Source organism: Pseudomonas sp. RC2C2 (assembly GCF_018390435.1).
GTDB classification, from domain to species: domain Bacteria; phylum Pseudomonadota; class Gammaproteobacteria; order Pseudomonadales; family Pseudomonadaceae; genus Aquipseudomonas; species Aquipseudomonas donghuensis.
Window position 1 is genome coordinate 1727993 of sequence record NZ_JAHBAX010000001.1, and the last position, 14213, is coordinate 1742205.

The window sequence follows — 14213 nt, forward strand, 5'->3', positions numbered from 1 at the left end:
GCTTTATTATCCAGCATCTTTTTCAGACCATCGAGAGGCGTGCGGCCCCACACGCGGGCAGATGGCACGCAGGAAGCCCGGACTAATAAGATGGCATTGAAATCCCCCGCGTTTCGTAAAAAATTCCCGTTGCTGGTCACCGGCGGTTTGCTGGCGATGCAACCTCTGGCAACCCCATACGTGGTCGCCGCAGAGCAGTTCGACTGCCAAGTGTCTGCTGCCGGAGGCTGGGACTGCAAGCCCAAAACCCCTGCCGCCGCACTGCCGCCGCGCCCGGTGCATGCCGGTGCCGCTGCCAGCTCGTCCGGTGAAACGCCAGCCGGCTCCGGCGAGGTCGCCCAGGAACAGGCTCAAGGTCCTGCTCTGGTCACCGAGGCCAAGGGTCGTGTGCTGAAATCCCGTAGCCCCGATGCCAGTCACCTGGATTGGGTGCCACGTGACCAGCTGACCCCGGCCCAGCTCGCCGAAACCGGGCCTTACTGCGCCGGCGCCTACATCGAGCCGACGCGTCCGGGCATGAACGACACCACGCCAAAAGATGAGTCGCCGACCTTCATCGGAGCCAAGGTCTCGCGCTACCAGCAGGAACAGCAGATCGCCACCCTCGCCGGTGACGTGGTCATGCGCCAGGGCAGCATGCAGGTCGAAGCCGACGAGGCCAACCTGTACCAGGCCGAGAACCGTGGTGAGCTGAGCGGCAACGTGAAGATTCGCGACAACGGCTCGCTGGTGGTGGGCGATCACGCCGACATCCAGCTCGACACCGGTGAAGCCAAGGTCGACAACGCCGAATACGTGATGCACAAATCGCGCATCCGCGGCAGCGCGCTGTACGCCAAGCGTGCTGAGAACGCCATCATTCGCCTCAAGGATGGTACCTACACCACCTGTGAGCCGAACAGCAACGCCTGGCAGCTCAAGGGCAACAACATCACCCTGAACCCGGCCACCGGCTTCGGTACCGCGACCAACGTCACTCTGCGGGTCAAGGATGTCCCGGTGTTCTACACACCGTACATCTACTTCCCGATCGATGACCGTCGCCAGTCCGGCTTCCTGCCGCCGTCGTTCAGCACCAGCAGCGATACCGGCTTCACCCTGGTCACGCCGTACTACTTCAACCTCGCGCCTAACTACGACGCCACCTTGTATCCACGCTACATGGCCAAAAGCGGCCTGTTGATGGAAGGCGAGTTCCGCTACCTGACCAAGTCCAGCGAGGGACAGTTCGGTGGTGCCTACCTGAATGACAAGAATGACGATCGCAAGCTGCAGACGGACTACAAAGACCAGCGCTGGATGGTTAACTGGCAGCATAAAGGTGGTCTTGATGAGCGCCTGATGACTGAAGTCGACTACACCGATATCAGCGACCCGTTCTATTTCCAGGACCTGGAGTCGGATCAGATCGGTGTCGAGAGCCAAGACTTCATCAACCAGCAGGGCAAACTGACCTGGCGTGGCGACAACTACACTGCCGGCTTGAATGTCCAGGCGTATGAACTGGCTACTATTTCCCAGATCACGCCTTACGATCGCCTGCCACAAGTCACCTTCAACGGCATGCTCCCGTACCATCCGGCCGGGCTGGACTTCAAGTACGAGACCGAAGCAGTGCGCTTCGAGCGTGACCTGAAGAGCGGCAGTGTGTTCGACAAGAACGGCAACCTGGATACCAGTGTTCGCCCAGACGGTGGTCGTATCGACCAGAACGTGTTCGGCTTGGCCCGTGCAAACGGCACCCGCCTGCACGTAGCGCCATCGATCAGCCTGCCATTGAAAGAAACCTATGGCTATCTGACCCCATCGATCAAGTACGCCTCGACCCATTACGAGCTTGACCTGGACAGCCAGGGCAAGCAGCAGGCAGAAACTGCTGACCCAGTGTTCGGCAGGTTCGGTAGTTCGCAGAACCGCAACGTGCCGATTTTCAGCGTCGACAGCGGCCTGTATTTTGACCGTGACACCCAGTGGTTCGGCAAGAACTATCGCCAGACACTTGAGCCTCGGCTTTTCTACCTTTACGTGCCTTACGAAGACCAGAAAGATATTCCTGTCTTTGACACTGGCGAAACATTGTTCAATTATGCTGCACTCTTTCGCGACAACCGTTTCTCCGGCACCGACCGTATTGGCGACGAAAACAAACTGTCGCTGGGCGTGACCAACCGCTGGATTGAAGAGAATGGTTTCGAGCGCCAGCGCCTGAGCGTCGGCCAGGCTTACTACTTCAAGGACCGCAAGGTTCAGTTGCCAGGTGTCGACTACCGCATTCGTGACGAAGCGCTGTCCAACGTTTCCCCTTATGCCCTGGAATACGAGTATCGCTTCAACCGCGACTGGCGCTTCAATTCGGACTTCAACTGGGACCCGGACAGCCGCAGCACCCGCTCGGGCAGCGCGATGTTCCACTACCAGCCTGAGGACAACCCGAACAAAGTGGTCAACCTGGGTTACCGTTACCGTAACGACCTGGTCATTTACGACCAGGCAACCGGTCAATGGAAGTTCGGTGGCGACTATGGGACACCGGGCGACCCGAACTTCATCAAGGACTACTACAAGATCCAGCAACATGACTTCTCGGTCATGTGGCCGATCGTTCCACAGTGGACCGCGATTGCACGCTGGCAGCACGACTACAACCGCAATCGCACGCTGGAAGCCTTCGGTGGGTTCGAGTATGACAACTGCTGCTGGAAGTTGCGTCTGATCAACCGTTACTGGATCGATGTCGACGATTTCAGCCAGGCAACTCCGCAAAACGAAAAAGGCGACCACGGCGTCTTCCTGCAGATTGTGCTGAAAGGCCTCGGCGGCGTAGTGGGCAACAAGGTCGAGTCTTTCCTCGACAAGGGCATTCAAGGTTATCGTACTCGTGAAGACCAAGCTTACTGATTGTCTGCGCCCGCTGTTGCTGGGCGCGGTATTGCTGACCGGCACGGCGCACGCCGCCGTGCAACCCCTGGACAGCGTTGTGGCCATCGTCGACAACGACGTGGTGATGAAAAGCCAGCTGGACAGCCGCGTGCGTGAAGTCCAGCAGACCATCGCCAAGCGTGGTGGCTCCGTGCCGCCCGCCGGGGTGCTGGACCAGCAGGTGCTCGAGCGCCTGATCGTCGAAAACCTGCAATTGCAGATCGGCGATCGCTCGGGTATCCGCATCACTGACGAAGAGCTGAACCAGGCCATCGGCACCATTGCCCAGCGCAATGGCATGAACCTGGAGCAGTTTCGCGCGGCCCTGGCCCGTGACGGCCTGTCGTATGAAGATGCCCGCGAGCAGGTTCGTCGCGAGATGATCATCAGCCGTGTGCGGCAGCGCCGGGTTGCCGAACGCATCCAGGTCTCGGAGCAGGAAGTGAAGAACTTCCTCGCCTCGGAGCAGGGCCAGATGCAACTGTCGGAAGAATGGCGACTGGCCAACATCCTGATCCCGACGCCGGAAAGCGCCAACTCGGCGCAGATCCAGGCGGCGGCCCAGAAGGCCGGCGAGCTGTACACGCGCCTGAAGAGCGGCGCCGACTTCGGCCAGATGGCAATTGCCAACTCTGCCAGCGAAAACGCCCTGGAAGGCGGCGAAATGGGCTGGCGTAAAGCCGGTCAGCTACCGCCTGACTTCGCCAAGTTGCTCAGCAGTCTGAACGTCGGCGACATTACTCAGCCGCTTCGTATTCCTACCGGCTTCATCATCATCAAGATGCAGGAGAAACGTGGCGGTGGCGGAGCCACCATGCGCGACGAAGTGCATGTCCGTCACATCCTGATCAAGCCAAGCGAAATCCGTAGCGAAGCAGCCACTCAGCAACTGGCCGAGAAACTCTACGAACGCATCAAGGACGGCGAAGATTTCGCTGAACTTGCGAAGAGCTTCTCCGAAGACCCGGGCTCGGCCCTCAATGGCGGCGACCTCAACTGGATCGACCCGAGCGCCCTGGTGCCGGAGTTCCGCGAAGTCATGGCCAGCGCCCCGCAAGGCGAAGTGAGCAAGCCGTTCAAGACCCAGTACGGCTGGCACGTGCTCGAAGTGCTGGGCCGCCGCGCCACCGACAGCACCGAACAGGCTCGCGAGCAACAAGCGATGAACGTACTGCGTAACCGCAAGTACGATGAAGAGCTGCAGACCTGGCTGCGTCAGATCCGTGACGAAGCCTACGTCGAAATCAAGCTTCCTGGCGCCGATCAGGCCGCGCAGTGAAACCTCAGCGCTTCGCCCTCACACCCGGCGAGCCGGCCGGCATAGGTCCTGACCTGTGCCTGCTGCTTGCCACGCAAGCCCAGCCGCACCCCCTGATTGCCATTACCAGCCGTGACCTGCTCGCCGAGCGGGCCGCGCAGCTGGGCGTGGCCGTCACCCTGCTGCCAGTCAGCCTCGCGGCCCTCCCCGACCAGCCCGCGCCGGCGGGCAGCCTGTATGTCTGGGATACGCCGCTGCAGAGCCCGGTGGTGGCCGGCCAGCTGGACAAGGCCAACGCCGCGTTCGTGCTGCAAACCCTGACCCGCGCCGGGCAAGGCTGCCTGGACGGGCATTTCGCCGGGATGATCACCGCGCCGGTGCATAAAGGTGTAATCAACGAAAGCGGTATCGCCTTCTCTGGCCATACCGAATTCCTCGCCGACCTGACCGGTACCGCGCAAGTGGTGATGATGCTGGCCACCCGTGGCCTACGCGTAGCCCTGGTGACCACTCACCTGCCCCTGCGCGATGTTGCCGATGCCATCACCAGCGAGCGCCTGGAGCGTGTCACGCGGATCCTGCATGCCGACCTGCAGCACAAGTTCGGTATTGCCAACCCGCGCATCCTGGTCTGCGGCCTCAACCCGCACGCCGGCGAAGGTGGCCACCTGGGGCACGAAGAAATAGACACCATCGAACCGACATTGGCGCGCCTGCGCAGCGAAGGCATGGACCTTCACGGCCCGTTGCCCGCCGACACCCTGTTTACCCCCAAATATCTGGAGCACTGCGACGCAGTGCTGGCGATGTACCACGACCAGGGCCTGCCCGTACTCAAGTACAAAGGCTTCGGCGCTGCGGTCAACGTGACCCTGGGCCTGCCGATCATCCGCACCTCGGTCGACCACGGCACTGCCCTGGACCTGGCTGGCAGCGGCAAGATCGACACCGGCAGCCTGCAGGTCGCCCTGGAAACCGCCTACCAGATGGCCGAGACCCGAAAATGACCGAGCAATACCAACACAAGGCGCGTAAGCGCTTTGGCCAGAACTTCCTGCACGACGCCGGCGTCATCGACCGCATCCTGCGCTCGATCCACGCCAAGGCGGGCGAGCGCATGCTGGAAATCGGCCCGGGCCAGGGCGCCTTGACCTCCGGCCTGCTGGCCAGCGGCGCGCAACTGGACGTGGTCGAGCTGGACAAAGACCTGGTGCCGATTCTCAACCAGCAGTTCGCTGGCCGCGACAACTTCCGCCTGCACCAAGGCGATGCGCTGAAGTTCGACTTCACCAGCCTCGGTGCGGCGCCCAACAGCCTGCGCGTGGTCGGCAACCTGCCGTACAACATCTCGACACCGCTGATCTTCCACCTGCTGGCCAACGCCGAGCTGATCCGCGACATGCACTTCATGCTGCAGAAAGAAGTGGTCGAGCGCCTGGCCGCGGGCCCAGGCGGTGGTGACTGGGGCCGCCTGTCGATCATGGTGCAGTACCACTGCCGGGTCGAGCACCTGTTCAATGTCGGCCCGGGTGCGTTCAACCCGCCGCCCAAGGTCGACTCGGCGATCGTACGCCTGGTACCGCACGAAACCCTGCCGTTCCCGGCCAAGGACCACCGCCTGCTCGAGCGCATCGTGCGCGAAGCCTTCAACCAGCGCCGCAAGACCCTGCGCAACACCCTCAAGGCCCTGCTCAGCAGCGACGCCATCGAGGCTGCCGGCGTCGATGGCAGCCTGCGTCCGGAGCAACTCGACCTGGCCGCCTTCGTGCGCCTGGCCGACAAGCTGGCCGAGCAACAAAGCGCCGCGTAATCCTGCCGCAATGGCCAGTCATGCCCACATGACTGGCCGGCTACCCCGCCGATAGCCTAGACTGACGCCATCGCCGTATCCGCGTCTGTTGCCAAGGCCCCTTGCATGTCTGATCCCCGTTACCAGATCGACGTCAGCGTCGTGACCCGCTTTCTCAAAGAACAATCCGACCCCGAAAACGACCGTTTCGCCTTCGCCTATACCATCACGGTGAAGAACAACGGCACCGTGCCAGCCAAGTTGATGTCACGCCACTGGCTGATCACCAACGGTGATGGCCGCGTCGAGGAGGTCAAGGGCGCTGGCGTCATCGGCCAGCAGCCGCTGATCGAGCCCGGGCAAAGCCATACCTACAGCAGCGGCGCAGTGATCAGCACCAAGGTCGGCACCATGCAGGGTAGTTACCAGATGTTCGCTGAAGACGGTAAGCGCTTCGACGCCGTCATCGCCCCCTTTCGTCTGGCGGTTCCCGGGGCCCTGCACTGATGGCGGTGTACGCAGTCGGAGACTTGCAAGGCTGCCTGCAGCCACTCAAATGCCTGCTCGAACGGGTCGCCTTCAACCCGACAGTCGATCGCCTGTGGCTGGTCGGCGACCTGGTCAATCGCGGCCCGGAGTCGCTGGAGACCCTGCGCTTCCTTTATTCGATCCGCCAATCACTGGTGTGCGTGCTGGGCAACCATGACCTGCACCTGCTGGCCGCCTGGCATAACATCGAGCGCCTGAAAAAGAGCGACACCCTGCGCGAGATCCTCGGTGCCCCGGATGCCGCTGAACTGCTCGACTGGCTGCGCCGGCAAAAGCTGCTGCACTACGACGAGCAACGCGGCGTAGTACTGGTGCACGCGGGCATCCCCCCGCAGTGGACCCTGGGCAAAGCCCTGGAGCTGGCGGGCGAAGTGGAGGAAGCGCTGCGCGACGACAACCGCTTCAAGCTCTACCTTGATGGCATGTACGGCAACGAGCCGAACAAGTGGAGCAAGGACCTGAGCGGCGTCACCCGCCTGCGGGTGATCACCAACTATTTCACCCGCATGCGCTTTTGCACCAGCGAAGGCAAGCTCGACCTCAAAGGCAAGGAAGGCGCCGATACTGCCCCGCCCGGGTACAAGCCCTGGTTCGCCCACAAAGGCCGTCGCTCACGGCATGTGAAGATCATTTTCGGCCACTGGGCGGCCCTTGAAGGCCGCTGCAAGGAACCCGGGGTAGTCGCCCTGGACACCGGCTGCGTCTGGGGTGGCGCCATGACCCTGTACAATGTCGACACCGGCGCCATGCATCGTTGCGACTGCACCGACGAAGGTACCCCCAGAGCGCAGCCTGCGCCTGCACAACCGGCTAGAATGAACGACCAGTCCTGAAGGAAACCGTACCCATGAGCGAATTCAAACGCATCCCTCCCGAGCAGGCCCAGGCGCTGCGCGAGCAAGGTGCGGTCGTGGTCGATATTCGCGACCCCCAAGCCTATGCCGCTGGCCACATCACTGGCGCCCGGCATCTGGACAACCATTCGGTGGCGGATTTCATCCGCGCTGCCGACCTCGACGCCCCCACCGTCGTGGTCTGCTATCACGGCAACTCCAGCCAGAGTGCTGCCGCGTATCTGATCAGCCAGGGCTTTTCCGACGTCTACAGCCTCGACGGCGGCTTCGAGCTGTGGCGTGGCACCTACCCGGCAGAAACCGCCCAGGGCAGCGCCGAATAATTTTTTTCATCTCCCGCAGCCCGCGTCCTGCGCGGGCTCGCGCCTGACCAGACGAACGGTCATGGCGAACTTCATGTACAACCACCCTTGACCTCCCCGATTACGAACTATCCTTAAGCGCAGGCCATCCAAAAAGGGGAGAGCCGGTACACCGGCGTGCGGGTCATCGGTAGCGAGTTCTAGGTGTTCTGGGGGGTATACAGCAATCGGTAGCGCCGATTGCATGCCAGCATCAGCTGACTGATCCGGCGTCGGCTCCACGTATCGAGCGAGGTGACGTCATGAGTATTTTTAGCCACTTCCAACAACGTTTCGAGTCTACCCGTCAGGAAGAACTTTCGCTGCAAGAGTACCTTGAGCTCTGCAAAAGCGATCGCAGCGCTTATGCCTCGGCGGCCGAACGCCTGTTGATGGCTATCGGCGAACCGGAACTGGTCGACACCTCGAACAACTCAAGGCTGTCGCGCATCTTCTCCAACAAGGTGATCCGCCGCTATCCGGCCTTTGAAGACTTCCATGGCATGGAAGAATGCATCGACCAGATCGTGTCCTATTTCCGCCACGCCGCTCAGGGCCTGGAAGAGAAGAAACAGATCCTGTACCTGCTGGGCCCGGTGGGCGGCGGTAAATCGTCCCTGGCCGAAAAGCTCAAACAACTGATGGAGAAGGTGCCCTTCTATGCCATCAAGGGCTCGCCGGTATTCGAGTCGCCCCTGGGGCTGTTCAACGCCGCGGAAGACGGCGCCATCCTCGAAGAAGACTTCGGCATCCCGCGGCGCTACCTGAACACCATCATGTCGCCCTGGGCGACCAAGCGACTGGCCGAGTTCGGGGGCGACATCAGCCAGTTCAAGGTGGTCAAACTCTACCCGTCGATCCTCAACCAGATCGCCGTGGCCAAGACCGAACCGGGTGACGAGAACAACCAGGATATTTCCGCCCTGGTGGGCAAGGTCGATATCCGCAAACTCGAGGAATACCCACAGAACGACGCCGACGCCTACAGCTACTCGGGCGCGCTGTGCCGGGCCAACCAGGGCCTGATGGAATTCGTCGAGATGTTCAAGGCACCGATCAAAGTCCTGCACCCATTGCTGACGGCCACCCAGGAAGGTAACTACAACAGTACCGAAGGCCTCGGTGCGATCCCCTACTCCGGGATCCTGCTGGCCCACTCCAACGAATCGGAATGGCACAGCTTCCGCAACAACAAGAACAACGAGGCCTTCATCGACCGGATCTACATCGTCAAGGTGCCGTACTGCCTGCGGGTCAGCGACGAGATCAAGATCTACGACAAGCTGCTGTTCAACAGTTCGCTGGCCAAGGCCCATTGCGCGCCTGACACCCTGAAGATGCTCGCCCAGTTCACCGTGCTGTCGCGGCTCAAAGAGCCGGAAAACTCGAACATCTACTCGAAAATGCGCGTGTATGACGGCGAGAACCTCAAGGATACCGATCCCAAGGCCAAGTCGATCCAGGAGTACCGCGACGCGGCCGGGGTGGACGAAGGCATGAACGGCCTGTCGACCCGTTTCGCCTTCAAGATCCTCTCCAAGGTGTTCAACTTCGACCCTCATGAGATCGCCGCCAACCCGGTGCACCTGCTGTATGTGCTGGAACAGCAGATCGAACAGGAACAATTCCCGGCCGAAGTGCGCGAACGCTACCTGCGCTACCTGAAGGAGTACCTGGCACCGCGCTACATCGAGTTCATCGGCAAGGAAATCCAGACCGCTTACCTGGAGTCCTACAGCGAATACGGGCAGAACATCTTCGACCGCTACGTGCTGTACGCCGACTTCTGGATCCAGGACCAGGAGTACCGCGACCCGGAAACCGGCGAGATCCTCAACCGCATCGCCCTCAACGAAGAGCTGGAGAAGATCGAGAAACCGGCCGGTATCAGCAATCCGAAGGACTTCCGCAACGAGATCGTCAACTTCGTGCTGCGCGCCCGGGCCAACAACAACGGCAAGAACCCGACCTGGCTAAGCTACGAAAAGCTGCGGGTGGTGATCGAGAAGAAAATGTTCTCCAACACCGAAGACCTGCTGCCGGTCATCAGCTTCAACGCCAAGGCCAGCAAAGAGGATCAACAAAAACACAACGACTTCGTCACCCGAATGGTGGAACGCGGCTACACAGACAAGCAAGTTCGGCTGCTCTCGGAATGGTACCTGCGGGTCAGAAAATCGCAATAAGCGGCAAGCTGCAAGCTGTCAGCTGCAAGCCGCGCACGGCTGTCAAATGCGTGTCGCGCTTGCAGGTGCAGCGGTGATCCAACTTGAAGCTTGCAGCTACCGCCTACTCCCGGAGGGGCCTATGAGCTATGTGATCGACCGACGCCTGAACGGCAAGAACAAGAGCACGGTCAACCGCCAGCGCTTTTTGCGGCGGTACCGTGAACACATCAAGAAAGCCGTCGAGGAGGCCGTAAGCCGCCGCTCCATTACCGACATGGAACATGGCGAACAGATCAGCATTCCCGGTCGCGACATCGACGAACCGGTGTTGCACCATGGCCGTGGCGGCAAGCAAACGGTGGTGCACCCGGGTAACAAGGAATTCACTGCCGGCGAGCATATCGCCCGTCCGCAAGGGGGCGGCGGGGGCGGCGGCCGTGGCAAGGCCGGTAACTCCGGCGAAGGCATGGACGAGTTCGTCTTCCAGATCACCCAGGAAGAATTTCTCGAGTTCATGTTCGAGGACCTCGAACTGCCCAACCTGGTCAAACGCCATCTGACCGGCACCGACACCTTCAAGACCGTGCGCGCCGGTATCAGCAACGAAGGCAACCCGTCACGCATCAACATCATCCGCACCCTGCGTTCGGCCCATGCCCGGCGCATCGCCTTGTCCGGCAGCAGCCGGGCGAAATTGCGCGTAGCCCAAGAGGAACTGGCGAGACTCAAGCGAGAAGAACCGGATAACTTCGGCGATATTCAGGAAATAGAAGCAGAAATCGAGCGTCTGAGCGCCCGTATTCACCGCGTGCCGTTTCTCGATACCTTCGACCTCAAGTACAACCTGCTGGTCAAGCAACCCAACCCCAGCTCCAAGGCGGTGATGTTCTGCCTGATGGACGTTTCCGGCTCCATGACCCAGGCCACCAAGGACATCGCCAAACGCTTTTTCATCCTCCTGTACCTGTTCCTCAAGCGTAATTACGACAAGATCGAGGTGGTGTTCATTCGCCACCACACCAGCGCCCGCGAAGTGGACGAAGAGGAGTTCTTCTATTCCCGGGAAACCGGCGGCACCATCGTATCCAGCGCCTTGAAACTGATGCAGGAGATCATGGCCGAACGCTACCCGGCCAATGAATGGAACATCTACGCCGCCCAGGCCTCGGACGGCGACAACTGGAATGACGACTCACCGATTTGCCGCGAGATCCTCTCCAATCAGATCATGCCGTTCGTCCAGTACTACACTTACGTTGAAATCACCCCTCGCGAACATCAGGCATTGTGGTACGAGTATGAGCGTATCGGCGAAGCCTTTGTCGATACATTCGCCCAGCAGCAGCTGGTGTCGGCCGGCGATATCTATCCGGTCTTCCGTGAACTCTTCCAGCGCAGGTTAGTGACATGACCGCTAGAGAGCAGAAGCGCCACCCCATTTCTACCGGGTCCGAATGGACGTTCGAACTGATCCAGGCCTATGACCGGGAAATCAGCCGCCTGGCCGAGCGCTATGCCCTGGATACCTACCCCAACCAGATCGAGGTGATCACCGCCGAGCAGATGATGGATGCCTATGCCTCTGTCGGCATGCCGCTGGGGTATCACCACTGGTCCTACGGTAAACACTTCCTCAGCACTGAAAAGTCCTATAGCCGCGGTCAGATGGGCCTGGCCTATGAGATCGTGATCAACTCCGACCCCTGCATCGCCTACCTGATGGAAGAAAATACCATCTGCATGCAGGCGCTGGTGGTCGCCCACGCCTGCTACGGGCACAACAGCTTCTTCAAGGGCAACTACCTGTTCCGCACCTGGACCGACGCCAGTTCGATCATCGACTACCTGGTCTTCGCCAAGCAGTACATCACCCAGTGCGAAGAGCGTCACGGCATCGATGCTGTGGAAGACCTGCTCGACTCCTGCCACGCCCTGATGAACTATGGCGTCGACCGCTATAAACGGCCCTACCCGATTTCTGCCGAAGAGGAGCGGCGCCGGCAGAAAGAACGCGAAGAACACCTGCAGAAACAAATCAACGACCTGTGGCGCACGATTCCCAAGGGTACCGACAAGAACAGTGAACGCGACAACGCGCGCTTCCCAGCCGAACCCCAGGAAAACATCCTCTACTTCATCGAAAAACATGCGCCATTGCTCGAGCCCTGGCAGCGCGAAGTCGTGCGCATCGTGCGCAAGATCGCCCAGTACTTCTACCCGCAGCGCCAGACCCAGGTGATGAACGAAGGCTGGGCGACCTTCTGGCACTACACCCTGATGAACGACCTGTACGACGAAGGCCTGGTGACCGAAGGCTTCATGATGGAGTTCCTGCAGTCGCACACCAGCGTGGTGTTCCAGCCCGGCTTCGACAGCCCTTACTACAGCGGTATCAATCCCTATACCCTGGGCTTTGCCATGTACCGCGACATCCGCCGCATGTGCGAGCACCCCACTGAAGAGGACCGCCGCTGGTTCCCCGAGATCGCCGGCAGCGACTGGCTGTCGACGATCAAGTTCGCCATGAGCAGCTTCAAGGACGAAAGCTTCATCCTCCAGTACCTGTCGCCCACGGTAATCCGCGACCTCAAACTGTTCAGCATTCTCGATGACGACCAGCGCGAGGACTTGCTGGTGCCAGCCATCCACGACGAAAGTGGCTACCGGATCATCCGCGAAACCCTGGCCGCCCAGTACAACCTCGGCAACCGTGAACCCAACGTGCAGATCTGGAGCATCGACCGTCGTGGCGACCGCTCGCTGACCCTGCGCCACCAGCAACACGACCGCAAACCCCTGGGTGACTCCACAGAAGAGGTTTTAAAGCACCTGCACCGCCTCTGGGGCTTCGATATTCACCTGGAGACCCTGCAGGGCGACCAGGTGATGAAAACCCACCACGTGCCGCCCAGAGGCGAGCACGGCGAAGCGGACTACGGTCGCCTGGACCTGGCTGTAGTACACCTCTAGCGCGCCCTCCGTTGCTGCCAGACAGGTTATCCTGTGGCATCAACGGAGGTTTTACATGCAGATCTACAAAGTCGGCGGCGCCGTACGCGACCGCCTGCTCGGCAGGCCGGTCAGTGATATCGACTGGGTGGTGGTTGGCGCCACTGCGCAACAGATGCAAGCCCTGGGTTATCGGCCAGTCGGTGCCGATTTCCCGGTGTTCCTGCACCCGAAGAGTGGCGAGGAATATGCCCTGGCACGCACCGAGCGCAAGAGCGGGCGTGGCTACGGCGGTTTCACTTTTCATGCCAGCCCCGAGGTCACCCTTGAGGAAGACCTGATCCGCCGCGACCTGACCATCAATGCCATGGCCGAAGACGACCAGGGCAATGTCTGCGATCCGCACAACGGTCAAAAAGATCTTGAAGCGCGTATTTTACGCCACGTATCACCGGCGTTCGCCGAAGATCCCCTGCGAGTACTGCGCGTCGCCCGCTTTGCTGCGCGCTATGCCAGCCTGGGGTTCAGCGTAGCCGCGGAAACCATCGAACTGATGCGCGAACTCAGCGAGTCCGGCGAGCTGCAGGCGCTGACCGCCGAACGCAGCTGGAAGGAAATTGCCCGCGCGCTGATGGAAGATCAACCACAGGTATTCATCCAGGTTCTGCGTGATTGCGGCGCCCTCAAGCAGTTGATGCCGGAGCTCGATGCCCTGTTCGGCGTGCCGCAGCCCGAGGCCCATCATCCGGAGATCGACAGTGGCATCCACACCCTCTCGGTACTCGAACAAGCCGCCCTGCACCAACAACCCCTGAGCGTGCGCTGGGCCTGTTTGCTGCACGACCTGGGCAAGGGCCTTACCCCGCAAGCGCAATGGCCACGGCACATCGCTCACGAGCAGCGCGGCCTGAAGTTGATCACGGCGGTGAACCAGCGCTTCAAGGCGCCCCGTGAATGCCAGGAGCTGGCGTTGCTGGTAGGCGAGTACCACACCCACTGCCACCGGGCACTGGAGTTACGCGCCTCGACCTTGCTGGAATTGCTGCAGAGCTTCGACGTGTATCGACGGCCACAGCGCTTCGAGGAGTTTATCGCCGCGTGCGAGATGGACGCCCGGGGCCGCAAAGGGCTGGAGCAGCGCGATTACCCACAGGCGGACTATTTGCGCGGTGCGGCAGCGGCAGCGCGGGCGGTGCAGGTGCAGCCGCTGGTGCAGAAAGGGTTGACCGGGCAGGCACTGGGTGAGGCGCTCAAGGGTGAGCGGCTGAAGGCGTTGAAGGCCTACAAGGACGACGCCAAGCGGTAATGCGTGTCGCCTTCATCGCTGGCAAGCCAGCCCCCACAGGGCCTGCCTACGCCGGACCTTGTGGGAGCTGGCTTGCCAGC

At 61.0% G+C, this 14213-nt stretch carries 11 protein-coding genes; all 11 read left to right on the forward strand.

Translation table 11 applies throughout. The features are described from left to right. Positions 1 to 90 precede the first annotated feature (90 nt). The 11 genes from KHO53_RS08050 to KHO53_RS08100 all read left to right on the forward strand — a co-directional run bounded on the left by KHO53_RS08050 (position 91) and on the right by KHO53_RS08100 (position 14133). Positions 91 to 2898 (forward strand): LPS-assembly protein LptD, encoded by a 2808-nt coding sequence (locus tag KHO53_RS08050; protein ID WP_213570171.1) that lies wholly within the window; start codon positions 91 to 93, stop codon positions 2896 to 2898. Next, the gene (surA, locus tag KHO53_RS08055) at positions 2879 to 4198 is read left to right on the forward strand and encodes a peptidylprolyl isomerase SurA (protein WP_010221448.1); all 1320 of its coding nucleotides are present in this window, start codon (positions 2879 to 2881) and stop codon (positions 4196 to 4198) included. The genes KHO53_RS08050 and surA overlap by 20 nt, the downstream gene beginning before the upstream one ends. Continuing rightward, positions 4195 to 5184: a 4-hydroxythreonine-4-phosphate dehydrogenase PdxA gene (gene pdxA, locus KHO53_RS08060; protein WP_213570172.1), complete on the forward strand. Its 990-nt coding sequence runs from the start codon at positions 4195 to 4197 to the stop codon at positions 5182 to 5184. Before surA ends, pdxA begins: the two co-directional genes overlap by 4 nt. Further along, entirely contained in the window at positions 5181 to 5987 is an 807-nt protein-coding gene (rsmA, locus tag KHO53_RS08065) for a 16S rRNA (adenine(1518)-N(6)/adenine(1519)-N(6))-dimethyltransferase RsmA (RefSeq protein ID WP_010221446.1), read from the forward strand. Before pdxA ends, rsmA begins: the two co-directional genes overlap by 4 nt. A gap of 105 nt (positions 5988 to 6092) precedes the next feature. Continuing rightward, the gene (gene apaG, locus KHO53_RS08070; protein ID WP_010221445.1) at positions 6093 to 6473 is read left to right on the forward strand and encodes a Co2+/Mg2+ efflux facilitator ApaG/CorD; all 381 of its coding nucleotides are present in this window, start codon (positions 6093 to 6095) and stop codon (positions 6471 to 6473) included. Further along, positions 6473 to 7348 (forward strand): symmetrical bis(5'-nucleosyl)-tetraphosphatase, encoded by an 876-nt coding sequence (locus KHO53_RS08075; RefSeq protein WP_036995052.1) that lies wholly within the window; start codon positions 6473 to 6475, stop codon positions 7346 to 7348. Before apaG ends, KHO53_RS08075 begins: the two co-directional genes overlap by 1 nt. Before the next feature lie 14 nt (positions 7349 to 7362). Beyond that, positions 7363 to 7692, forward strand: a complete 330-nt coding sequence (gene glpE, locus KHO53_RS08080) for a thiosulfate sulfurtransferase GlpE (RefSeq protein ID WP_100783179.1) — start codon at positions 7363 to 7365, stop codon at positions 7690 to 7692. 281 nt (positions 7693 to 7973) lie between these two features. After that, positions 7974 to 9896, forward strand: coding sequence for a PrkA family serine protein kinase (locus KHO53_RS08085; RefSeq protein ID WP_010221441.1), 1923 nt, complete (start codon positions 7974 to 7976; stop codon positions 9894 to 9896). Between the two features lie 121 nt (positions 9897 to 10017). Continuing rightward, complete coding sequence (locus tag KHO53_RS08090) at positions 10018 to 11289, forward strand: YeaH/YhbH family protein (protein WP_010221440.1); 1272 nt, start codon at positions 10018 to 10020, stop codon at positions 11287 to 11289. Further along, the gene (locus KHO53_RS08095; protein WP_010221439.1) at positions 11286 to 12848 is read left to right on the forward strand and encodes a SpoVR family protein; all 1563 of its coding nucleotides are present in this window, start codon (positions 11286 to 11288) and stop codon (positions 12846 to 12848) included. Before KHO53_RS08090 ends, KHO53_RS08095 begins: the two co-directional genes overlap by 4 nt. A 55-nt stretch (positions 12849 to 12903) precedes the next feature. Further along, entirely contained in the window at positions 12904 to 14133 is a 1230-nt protein-coding gene (locus tag KHO53_RS08100) for a multifunctional CCA addition/repair protein (protein WP_213570173.1), read from the forward strand. Positions 14134 to 14213: the final 80 nt, after the last annotated feature.

Coding starts and splice junctions, on each gene's coding strand:
- KHO53_RS08050 (WP_213570171.1), top strand. CDS start 91: ATGGCATTGAAATCCCCCGCGTTTCGTAAAAAATTCCCGTTGCTGGTC.
- rsmA (WP_010221446.1), top strand. CDS start 5,181: ATGACCGAGCAATACCAACACAAGGCGCGTAAGCGCTTTGGCCAGAAC.
- apaG (WP_010221445.1), top strand. CDS start 6,093: ATGTCTGATCCCCGTTACCAGATCGACGTCAGCGTCGTGACCCGCTTT.
- KHO53_RS08075 (WP_036995052.1), top strand. CDS start 6,473: ATGGCGGTGTACGCAGTCGGAGACTTGCAAGGCTGCCTGCAGCCACTC.
- glpE (WP_100783179.1), top strand. CDS start 7,363: ATGAGCGAATTCAAACGCATCCCTCCCGAGCAGGCCCAGGCGCTGCGC.
- KHO53_RS08085 (WP_010221441.1), top strand. CDS start 7,974: ATGAGTATTTTTAGCCACTTCCAACAACGTTTCGAGTCTACCCGTCAG.
- KHO53_RS08090 (WP_010221440.1), top strand. CDS start 10,018: ATGAGCTATGTGATCGACCGACGCCTGAACGGCAAGAACAAGAGCACG.
- KHO53_RS08095 (WP_010221439.1), top strand. CDS start 11,286: ATGACCGCTAGAGAGCAGAAGCGCCACCCCATTTCTACCGGGTCCGAA.
- KHO53_RS08100 (WP_213570173.1), top strand. CDS start 12,904: ATGCAGATCTACAAAGTCGGCGGCGCCGTACGCGACCGCCTGCTCGGC.